The following is a 10,097-nucleotide window of genomic DNA, read 5'->3' as shown; positions in this document are numbered from 1 at the left end:
TGTTGTTAGCGGCTTTTTTTTTGCCTGAGGTAGCACTACCATACGATATACCTCAGCCAAAAGGAGTTACCGATGAAACTGTTCTACAAACCGGGCGCTTGTTCTCTCGCTTCCCACATCACACTTCGTGAGAGCGGTAAAGATTTCACGCTGGATGGTGTTGATCTGATGAAGAAACGTCTGGAAAATGGCGATGATTTTTTCGCGGTAAACCCAAAAGGGCAAGTTCCTGCACTGCTGCTGGATGACGGTACGCTACTTACCGAAGGTGTCGCCATCATGCAATACCTGGCGGACAGCGTGCCAGACCGCCAGCTCCTTGCCCCTACCAGCAGCCTCTCCCGTTACAAAACCATCGAATGGCTTAACTACATTGCGACAGAACTGCATAAAGGCTTTACGCCACTGTTCCGTCCCGATACGCCGGAAGACTTCAAGCCAACCGTTCGCGCGCTGCTGGAGAAAAAAATGCAGTATGTGAACGACTCGCTGAAAGATAACCAATGGATCTGCGGCCCGCGCTTCAGCATCGCCGATGCCTATCTGTTTACCGTACTGCGTTGGGCCTATGCGGTTAAGCTGAATATGGCAGGATTAAGTAATATTGACGCCTATATGGCGCGAATGGCTGAACGCCCGGCGGTTGCCGCAGCGCTGAAAGCAGAAGGGTTAAATTAATAGTTGTTGCCGGGTGGTACTTACCCGGCCTACAGCTAAAATATGCCCGATAAGCGTGAGCGCCATCGGGCATCGATTACAGCTGCGTTGCGCTAAAGTAGTGTTCAGGCATGGCGATACGGTCCTGCGCGGCCACGACCTGTAGCTCATACTCGTGCATCTCTTTGGTAGTGATCATCACTTCGTACACCGCCGCAGTCACATGCTCAAGCGCCTGTTGTAAAGATGCGCCCTGCAGCAGTTTCACCAGCAACAAGCCACTCGTCACATCACCCACACCAACCGGTTGACGTGCGCCAAAATCGACTAACGGACGACTGATATGCCACGCCTGTTCAGCGGTGACCAGCAGCATTTCGAAACGGTCGGTGCTGATACCTGCGCGTGCCAGATGCTTCACCAGTACAATTTCAGGTCCCTGAGCGATCAGTTCACGCGCTGCTGCAACGGCCTCGTCGACATTGTTCACCGCATGCTCGCACAGAATTTCGAGTTCAACCAGATTCGGGGCAATAATGTCACTAGCCGGGAGCGCATGGCGTACATGAAATTCCGCCACTCCGGGTGCGACAATACACCCCTTTTCAGGGTGTCCCATCACCGGATCGCAAAAGTATTTTGCCTGCGGGTTTGCCGCTTTTACCTTGCGAACAATACCCAGAATATGCTCGCCCTGTTCTGCTGAACCAAGATAGCCGCTCAGTACTGCGTCACAGGTCTGGAGTTTATCAATATCAGCAATGCCCTGAACAATTTCAGTCAGGTGGCTCGGCGGCATAACGCAACCGGTCCATTTGCCATACTGCGTGTGGTTTGAAAACTGAACGGTATTCAGCGGCCAGACATTTGCGCCAAGACGACGCATCGGAAATTCTGCTGCACTGTTGCCCGCATGACCAAAAACAACGTGGGACTGGATGGCGAGGATATTCTTCATTTTACTTACCACAACCCTGAAAAAATAAAGGGGCGTAGTTTCCCACGCCCCTGCTAACTCAATCTTACTTCCAGCAAATCAGACAATAGTTCTTCTTGCCACGACGCAGTAAGGTATAGCGCCCGAACAGGATATCACTATCCTGGAAGAAATATTCCGGATCGGACTGCTTCTCACCGTTGATGGTTACCGCGTTTGACGCAATAGTCTTACGTGCCTGACCGCGAGAAGGTTGCAGCTCGGAGTCCACCAGCGCCTGCATCAAATCGGCACCTTTGTCCATCTCGATCATCGGCACGCCATCCTGCGCCAGCTGTTCGAAATCTGCTTCACTCAAATCGCTGAGATTGCCGTTGAACAAGCTTTCGGTAATGCGTTTTGCCGCGACCAGACCTTCTTCACCGTGAACCAGACGCGTAACCTGTTCGGCCAGAACATACTGGGCACGCGGCGCTTTACCGCTGTTTTTATCTTCTTCTTCCAGCGCATTGATTTCTTCAATGTCCATGAAAGTGAAGAATTTCAGGAAGCGATAAACGTCCGCATCGGCGGTGTTGATCCAGAACTGGTAGAATTTGTACGGACTGGTTTTCTTCGGATCCAGCCACACTGCGCCGCCTTCCGTCTTACCGAATTTGGTGCCATCAGCTTTAGTGATCAGCGGAACGGTCAGACCAAACACCTGATTCTGGTGCAAACGACGGGTTAAATCGATACCCGAAGTAATGTTACCCCACTGGTCAGAACCACCAATCTGCAGTGCCACGCCGTGCAGTTTGTTCAGGCAGGCAAAGTCATAACCCTGCAGCAGGTTGTAAGAAAACTCGGTAAAGGAGATCCCCTGATCGTCACGGTTCAGACGCTGCTTAACCGCTTCTTTGTTGATCATCTGGTTAACGGAGAAGTGTTTGCCGATATCACGCAGGAAAGTCAGTACGTTCATACCGCCAAACCAGTCGTAGTTGTTCGCAGCAATCGCCGAGTTGTCGCCACAGTCGAAATCGAGGAACGGTGCAACCTGTTTGCGGATTTTATCCACCCACTCCTGCACAGTGTCTTCGGTATTCAGTTTACGCTCGGCGGCTTTAAAGCTCGGGTCACCAATCAGACCGGTTGCGCCACCTACCAGTGCAACAGGCTTATGGCCTGCCTGCTGGAAGCGTTTCAGGCATAACAATGGAACCAGATGCCCCAAATGCAAGCTGTCAGCGGTAGGATCGAAGCCGCAATAGAGCGCGATCGGGCCTTGCGCCAGTCGCTCTGCTAACGCTTCCTCGTCCGTCACCTGGGCCACCAGCCCCCGCTCTTGCAATTGTTTAATCAAGTTACTGCTTGCCATCAAAATCTCCATGTATAAAACGACTGCACCTTTGCCGGTACACGACTTTTCGCCTGATGCGAAAGAAACATAGAATAAAGCGCCGGATTGATCAGCACCAGCGCTTAAAACAAGAAATTTGCATCTTTAGGGGGCCAGGCGATCAATTTTCCACGCGTTATCTTCGCGTTGGTATAAAAAACGATCGTGCAGACGGTTTTCACCGCCCTGCCAGAACTCCATTTGTTCAATACTCACGCGAAAGCCGCCCCAGAAACTGGGCAGTGGGACTTCCCCTTGCTGAAACTTCTGCTTCAGTTCGAGGAATTTGCTTTCGAGAATACCGCGCGCGGAGATCCGACTGGATTGTTTTGAGACCCAGGCGCCAATCTGACTGTCGCGTGGGCGACTGTGGAAGTATTTCACCACTTCGAGTGTGGAAAGACGCTCTGCCTTGCCGATCACCATCACCTGCCGTTCCAGAGTATGCCAGGGAAATAAAAGGCTGATGCGTGGATTTTTCTCGATCTGATGCGCCTTACGGCTACCAAGGTTGGTATAGAACACCAGCCCTTTGTCATCATAATGTTTGAGTAACACGATGCGCTGATACGGCTGACCATTTTCATCAACAGTCGCAACGACCATTGCGGTGGGATCGGCCAGTTTGGCATCACAGGCTTGCCCCAGCCAGCGCTCAAACAGCGCAAGGGGTTCGGCGGGAAGATCGCGGCGGCGAAGACCGCCTTTCGTGTATTCACGGCGCAGATGCGCGATTTGCTGCAATTCGTCGTTATCAGACATGATGTTGGGCTACGGATTGTCAGTGGGTGACGCTATTGTGCGCCGCCCAGGTGAAAATCTCAACGCTTCGGGTTCTGTAACTGACAGTTATTTAGCACAATTCTGTCTCGTTTATAGACCGTTGCCTCTTCGCCTTTAGACCAAAATACGTAGATACCATCGGTATAACGAGCACCTGATGCCGACACGCCCTGTTTGAGGTTCAATAGCTGATTATCATAAACAAAGCTTGCCGTCTGGCGGGTATTGTTCAGCTTCACGGTCAGCGGTTTTTCGTCGCAGCGGTATTCAAGCGTATCCGTTTGCATACGCTCGACAAATTGGTTGTACACACTACAACCGCTAAGCAGTACGGGCAGACACACTAACAACAGTTTTTTCATAGCCATATCCTGAAGACTTTCCTGGTCCTGGAGGGTAATGGCACCCTCCCTAATATCCTTAGTTTACCGGCACACCGCGCTGAATAATTTCAGTTAACTCTGAGTTCGTGGATTGGCAGGATAAATTGCCCCTAAAACACTCGGCTCTGACGCCCCAGTCACAGACGGTAAATTTCCCGGTAATCCGGCCAGCGTTCGCCACGCCAGCCAGGCAAAGGCTAACGCTTCCATATCATCACCGCTGATCCCGGCTTCATCAGTAGAGGTAACCTCTGTACCCGGTAATAATGCCGCCAGACGCATCATCAGCAGTGGATTACGACTGCCACCACCACATACCATGAGTCGATCACAGCCGCCGCTTAACAAGACCTGCTCTGAAATGGTTACTGCCGTCAGTTCGGCAAGCGTCGCCTGTACATCTCGTGGGCTAATTCCCGGAAACTGCGCCAGATGACGCTCTATCCAGCCGTAATTAAAATACTCACGGCCGGTACTTTTCGGCGCAGGCGCGGAAAAATAAGGGTCGTTAAGCATATTCTGCAGCAACGGCAGGATCACCGTTCCTGAAATGGCCCACTGCGCATCTTTGTCGTAGGGCTGGCCACATTGCCGCCAGATCCATGCATCCATCAGCATATTGCCCGGCCCGGTGTCGTATCCGCGAACGGGTTGTTGCGGAATAAGCAGAGACAGATTGGCAATCCCGCCGATGTTTAACACCATTCGCCGTTCCGTTGGATGTGCCAGAAGTGCCTGGTGAAACGCGGGAACGAGCGGTGCACCCTGCCCGCCGAGGGCGATATCACGTCGACGAAAATCGCCGACTACGGTTATCCCGGTACGCGCGACAATCTGGTTGTTATCACCAATTTGCAGCGTGTGCGGCGCAGCACCGTTCGGTTCATGCCACACGGTTTGCCCGTGGCAACCAATCGCAATGATATCCTGCGGTTTCAATTTTTCTTGCGCCAACAGCGCATTCACCGCCTCAGCAAATAGATAACCGAGCTGTGCATCTAACTGACCAAACTGAGAAAGTGTAAGCTGCTGCCCCTGGCAGATATCCAGAATCGCTTGTTTAACATGAATGGGGATGGGCCAGGTCAGACTCGCCTGCTGCGCAACCATCGTTTCATCTATTGTCGCCAGCACAACATCGACGCCATCAAGGCTGGTTCCAGACATTACACCGATAAAACGGCCCGATTTCATAGGTCATCCTTTTAAGCAAATTAGCCTTGACACTCAACCATAAAGTGTCGACTAATGCCATGCTTCCTTAATGATTTTTGGTGGCTAATCATTACAATGATCGTTTAATTACATCAATTACATGAATGATTCGTTTATACTCGGTTGATCCGATTTCGGTTAAGATTTTCATATTGTTCCAGTAGAACATGTGACCTTAGGCTCACAAATGCCATATAATTTAGCCATGAAAGGTGCTTTATTAGCGTTTCGTGGTGACAAAGGAGATTTGTAAATGATTAAACGTGTGCTGATTGTTTCATTAATGGGCGTATCTTTAGCGGGTTGCGTTAACAATGACAGCCTTTCAGGCGACGTATATACCGCATCCGAAGCGAAACAAGTTCAGAACGTTACCTACGGTACGATTGTTCATGTTCGTCCGGTGCAAATCCAGGGTGGCGATGACGCAAACGTGATTGGTGCTATTGGTGGTGCGGTACTCGGCGGGTTCCTTGGTAACACCGTCGGCGGCGGTACGGGTCGTTCATTAGCCACAGCGGCAGGTGCAGTTGCCGGTGGCGTAGCGGGTCAAGGCGTACAAGGTGCGATGAATAAAACCCAGGGTGTGGAACTGGAAATCCGTAAGGATGATGGTAATACCATCATGGTGGTTCAGAAACAGGGTGCGACCAAGTTTTCAGCCGGCCAGCGCGTTGTTATGGCTAACAACGGCAGCCAGGTTACCGTGTCTCCACGCTAATCGAATTCACGTGTGGTCAGGCTCTGGCCACACGTAACTTATCGTTTCAACCTTGTGACTGCAGTTCAATAATATTGTGTTCGAGTTTGGCAACCAGCTTAATCAGCAGATCAATTTCCTCAGCTGAAATCCCTTCCAGAATTTCTCCACGTGTTTTGTTGATCACCGCTTCCATATCAGCGATCAGCGGCTCAGCCTTCTCTGTCAGTTTAATTCTCTTAGCTCGACGATCGCTGGCGCAAGTCTGTCGTGAAATGAGTCCCTTTTCTTCCAACTGGTCAAGCGTACGTACCAGCGAAGGCTGCTCGATGCCAATCGCTTTAGCCAACTGAATCTGCGATTGATCCGGCGGCAACTGATGAATGTTGTGCAGCGTAACCCAATGCGTCTGCGTCAACTCCAGAGGTTTCAGGCGATGGTCAATCAGAGCACGCCAAATGCGCACCAACCGTGCCAGATCAGAACCTAATGGCGATTCCAATTTCATCTCCTTATAATTAGCTTGCTAAGTTATTGTGCTGATTTTAGAATAGTGTGCAGCATTTGTATTCCCAAAACAAATGTATTGCCAAATTTGCTTACCGGCTGACATTTTTTCAGACATTATGCGTTACGGAGACTCATTGTCTCTTTTTTGCTAAACCTATAGCAATGCTCTCTTCCGTCAAGGATTTTGCCCGTGAAGTTTATGTTTAATGCAACAGGATTGCCCCTACAAGATTTAATGATCGGCGCATCTGTCTACTTTCCTCCTGTTTTCAAGGCGATTGTAGCAGGATTTATTCTCTGGCTGGTTGTTCATCGCCTGCTGCGCGACTGGATTTACTCCGGCGAAATCTGGCATCCCCTGCTAATGGATCTGTCACTCTTTACGCTTTGCGTATGTCTGGCCTTTGTTATGCTGATAGCGTGGTGATTATGTCGCTTAAAACCATTAAATACTTCTCAACTATTATAGTCGCTGCAATCGCAGTTTTCGCCGGATGGTGGATGTGGAATTACTATATGCAATCGCCCTGGACACGTGATGGCAAAGTACGTGCTGAGCAGGTCAGCATCACGCCGCAGGTGTCAGGCAGCATTAGCGAACTCTATATAAAAGATAACCAGTTTGTGAATAAAGGCGATGTCCTTTTTATTATCGACAAGACGCCATTTCACATTGCTGAACTGAATGCGCAAGCGCAACTGGCAAAAGCGCAGTCTGACCTGGCGAAAGCCAATAACGAAGCCAACCGCCGCCGTCATTTATCGCAAAATTACATCTCAGCCGAGGATCTGGATACCGCAAATCTCAACGTGAAAGCCATGCAGGCAAGCGTTGAAGCGGCTGAGGCCAGTTTGCGCCAGGCCCAGTGGCAACTGACGCAAACGGTGGTCAAAGCCCCCGTGGCGGGTTGGGTCACAAACCTGTCTACCCGTACCGGTGATTACGCCTCAACCGGTAAGCCCCTGTTTGCCCTTGTCGACAGTCACTCTTTTTATGTGATGGGATATTTTGAAGAAACCAAATTGCGCCATATTCGAGAAGGCGCACCTGCGACGATTACACTCTACAGCGGCAATGTAAAGTTACAGGGTCACGTTTCCAGTATTGGCCGTGCCATCTACGATCAAAGTGTGGAAAGTGATTCCGGCCTGATTCCCGACATCAAACCCAACGTGCCGTGGGTGCGTCTGGCGCAGCGTGTCCCGGTACGCATCGAATTCGACGCCCTGCCGCGGGAGGTCACGCTGGTGTCAGGTACAACCTGCAGCGTATCCATCGGCCAGCGTAAATGAAACTGCCCCGCCTGACACCAGGCAATTTGCCGTGGTTTAAAGCCACGGCGGCACAGTGGCGTTATGCGCTGCGTAACACCATTGCGATGTGCCTGGCGTTAACTTTTGCTTATTATCTGAATCTGGACGAGCCCTACTGGGCGATGACCTCGGCGGCGGTGGTCAGTTTTCCCACCGTTGGCGGAGTTATCAGTAAAAGTCTGGGTCGCGTGGCGGGTAGCCTACTGGGAGCCACCGCCGCACTGATTATTGCCGGTCATACTCTCAATGAGCCGTGGCTGTTTTTGCTGAGCATGTCAGTGTGGATCGGTTTTTGTACCTGGGCATGCGCGCACTTCACCAATAACGTTGCCTACGCCTTTCAACTGGCGGGTTATACGGCGGCGATCATTGCGTTTCCCATGGTCAATACCGTGGAAATTACGCAGTTATGGGATATCGCGCAGGCACGCGTGTGTGAAGTCATCGTCGGTATCCTGTGTGGCGGCGTGATGATGATGATCCTACCCAGCACCTCCGATGGCACCACGTTACTGACTGCATTGAAAAACATGCATTCACGTTTACTGGAACATGCCAGCCTACTCTGGCAACCAGAAACCACGGATGCCATTCGCGCAGCCCATGAAGGTGTTATCGGGCAGATTCTGACCATGAACCTACTGCGTATTCAGGCTTTCTGGAGTCATTACCGCTTTCGTCGCCAGAATGCTTTGCTCAATTCGCTGTTGCACCAGCAGTTACGGATGACCAGCGTGATTTCCAGTCTGCGCAGGATGCTGCTGAACTGGCCTAATCCGCCGTCCAACACCCGGGAAATCATCGAGCAGTTGCTCAGCGAACTAATAAAATCCAATGCGAATAGCTACACCGTCGCACGTATTATTGCCCCACTGCGGCCCGTAGATGCCCGCGACTATCGACACGTCGCCTTCTGGCAACGACTGCGTTATTTTTGTCGGCTCTACCTGCGCAGCAGCCATTATCTGCATTTACTGGAAAATGGTGTTACCGCCGAGCGTATTAATATCGCCCGCACGCCGGGACTTGCCCGTCATACCGATAATGCGGAAGCTATCTGGAGCGGGTTGCGTACGTTCTGCACTTTGATGCTTATCGGCGCATGGAGCATTGGTGCACAATGGGAATCAGGCTCTGGCGCACTCACGCTCGCCGCGATCAGCAGTGTGCTGTATTCCGCCGTTGCCACACCGTTCAAGTCGCTTTCTTTGCTGATGCGTACGCTGGTTCTACTGTCGCTATTTAGCTTTGTAGTTAAGTTTGGCCTGATGGTGCAAATTTCCGACCTTTGGCAGTTTATTCTCTTTCTCTTCCCGCTACTCGCCACCATGCAACTGTTGAAGCTACAAATGCCTGCCCTGGCAGGTCTTTGGGGGCAACTGATTGTATTTATGGGTTCGTTTATCGCGGTGACCAATCCGCCTGTATATGATTTTGCTGATTTCCTGAATGACAATATGGCGAAAATCACCGGCGTGGCGCTGTCATGGCTGGCCTTCGCCATTCTGCGCCCCGGATCGGATGCACGGAAAAGTCGCCGCCATATTCGCGCCCTGCGCCGGGATTTTGTCGATCAGCTCAGCCGACATCCATCGCTCAGTGAAAACGAATTTGAATCGCTGACCTATCATCACGTCAGCCAGCTCAGCAACAGTCAGGATGCGCTGGCGCGACGCTGGTTATTACGTTGGGGGGTCGTTTTACTGAACTGCTCGCATGTGGTGTGGCAACTGCGCACCTGGGAGGCGCGTTCCGATCCGCTGGCTCGCGTCAGGGACGTGTGTATCTCGCTGCTGCGCGATGTAATGAGCGAACGTGGCGTCCAGCAACGACCACTGAATGCCACGCTGAATGAGCTACAGCGCATCTGCGATACGCTTGCCCACCATCATCAACCCGCTGCGCAGGAACTGTCGGCACTGGTCTGGCGGCTACACTGCTCGCTTTCACAACTCGAACAGGCGCCGCCGCCGGGTACTCTTAGTCGTTGATTATTTGATAACACCACAGGCGTAGCGCGCTCCGCCACCGCCAAGCGGTTTCGGTTGATCGGACATATTATCGCCGCCCACATGGATCATCAGCGCCTTACCTTTAACCTCATCGAGCGTTTTAAGCCGCGGCGCAACGACCGGCGTTGTGGCGTTACCGTCGTTATTCACCACCAATAGCGGCAGGTCGCCCATATGACCTGCGCCTTCCGGGCCTTCATGTTTA

11 protein-coding genes and 1 pseudogene are annotated in these 10,097 nt (G+C 51.7%); 5 read left to right on the top strand and 7 right to left on the bottom strand.

Features of this window, described 5'->3' with window-relative positions; translation table 11 throughout:
• Positions 1 to 72: 72 nt before the first annotated feature.
• Positions 73 to 678 (top strand): glutathione transferase GstA, encoded by a 606-nt coding sequence (gene gstA / locus FDW94_RS15855; RefSeq protein WP_003832787.1) that lies wholly within the window; start codon positions 73 to 75, stop codon positions 676 to 678.
• Positions 679 to 754: 76 nt separating this feature from the next.
• Here the strand turns inward: gstA and pdxY are convergent, their stop codons facing one another.
• The 5 genes from pdxY to anmK all read right to left on the bottom strand — a co-directional run bounded on the left by pdxY (position 755) and on the right by anmK (position 5,335).
• Positions 755 to 1,615: a pyridoxal kinase PdxY gene (gene pdxY / locus FDW94_RS15850; RefSeq protein WP_079933982.1), complete on the bottom strand. Its 861-nt coding sequence runs from the start codon at positions 1,613 to 1,615 to the stop codon at positions 755 to 757.
• A 64-nt stretch (positions 1,616 to 1,679) separates the two neighbouring features.
• Entirely contained in the window at positions 1,680 to 2,954 is a 1,275-nt protein-coding gene (tyrS, locus tag FDW94_RS15845; protein ID WP_020996426.1) for a tyrosine--tRNA ligase, read from the bottom strand.
• 126 nt (positions 2,955 to 3,080) lie between these two features.
• The gene (gene pdxH / locus FDW94_RS15840; protein WP_003029169.1) at positions 3,081 to 3,737 is read right to left on the bottom strand and encodes a pyridoxamine 5'-phosphate oxidase; all 657 of its coding nucleotides are present in this window, start codon (positions 3,735 to 3,737) and stop codon (positions 3,081 to 3,083) included.
• 59 nt (positions 3,738 to 3,796) lie between these two features.
• A complete protein-coding gene (mliC, locus tag FDW94_RS15835; protein WP_122984223.1) occupies positions 3,797 to 4,126 on the bottom strand; it encodes a C-type lysozyme inhibitor in 330 nt (109 codons plus the stop codon).
• Positions 4,127 to 4,213: 87 nt separating this feature from the next.
• Positions 4,214 to 5,335, bottom strand: a complete 1,122-nt coding sequence (gene anmK / locus FDW94_RS15830) for an anhydro-N-acetylmuramic acid kinase (protein WP_032943330.1) — start codon at positions 5,333 to 5,335, stop codon at positions 4,214 to 4,216.
• 274 nt (positions 5,336 to 5,609) lie between these two features.
• Here anmK and slyB point away from each other — a divergent pair, with 274 nt between their 5' ends.
• On the top strand, positions 5,610 to 6,077 hold the full coding sequence (slyB, locus tag FDW94_RS15825; protein ID WP_003029175.1) for an outer membrane lipoprotein SlyB: 468 nt from the start codon (positions 5,610 to 5,612) through the stop codon (positions 6,075 to 6,077).
• Positions 6,078 to 6,123: 46 nt separating this feature from the next.
• Here the strand turns inward: slyB and slyA are convergent, their stop codons facing one another.
• Positions 6,124 to 6,564: a transcriptional regulator SlyA gene (slyA, locus tag FDW94_RS15820; RefSeq protein ID WP_008784672.1), complete on the bottom strand. Its 441-nt coding sequence runs from the start codon at positions 6,562 to 6,564 to the stop codon at positions 6,124 to 6,126.
• 192 nt (positions 6,565 to 6,756) lie between these two features.
• On the opposite strand from slyA, the gene FDW94_RS15815 reads away from it, so the two are divergent.
• The 3 genes and pseudogenes from FDW94_RS15815 (at position 6,757) to FDW94_RS15805 (ending at position 9,896) form a co-directional block, all read left to right on the top strand.
• Positions 6,757 to 6,993, top strand: coding sequence for a DUF1656 domain-containing protein (locus FDW94_RS15815; RefSeq protein ID WP_003029180.1), 237 nt, complete (start codon positions 6,757 to 6,759; stop codon positions 6,991 to 6,993).
• 2 nt (positions 6,994 to 6,995) lie between these two features.
• The gene (locus tag FDW94_RS15810; RefSeq protein ID WP_204191734.1) at positions 6,996 to 7,859 is read left to right on the top strand and encodes an HlyD family secretion protein; all 864 of its coding nucleotides are present in this window, start codon (positions 6,996 to 6,998) and stop codon (positions 7,857 to 7,859) included.
• A pseudogene (locus FDW94_RS15805) lies at positions 7,856 to 9,896 on the top strand (FUSC family protein). The gene FDW94_RS15810 and the pseudogene FDW94_RS15805 overlap by 4 nt, the downstream one beginning before the upstream one ends.
• Here the strand turns inward: FDW94_RS15805 and FDW94_RS24345 are convergent.
• Positions 9,872 to 10,097: superoxide dismutase family protein (locus FDW94_RS24345; protein WP_249358560.1), on the bottom strand; the 226-nt coding region annotated here is incomplete at its 5' end. The pseudogene FDW94_RS15805 and the gene FDW94_RS24345 sit on opposite strands and share 25 nt — an antisense overlap.

The organism is Citrobacter sp. wls757 (assembly GCF_005280935.1).
In the GTDB taxonomy this organism is placed as follows: domain Bacteria; phylum Pseudomonadota; class Gammaproteobacteria; order Enterobacterales; family Enterobacteriaceae; genus Citrobacter; species Citrobacter portucalensis.
The sequence above is the reverse complement of the archived record's forward strand: the minus strand, read 5'-3'. Positions and strand labels throughout refer to the sequence as shown.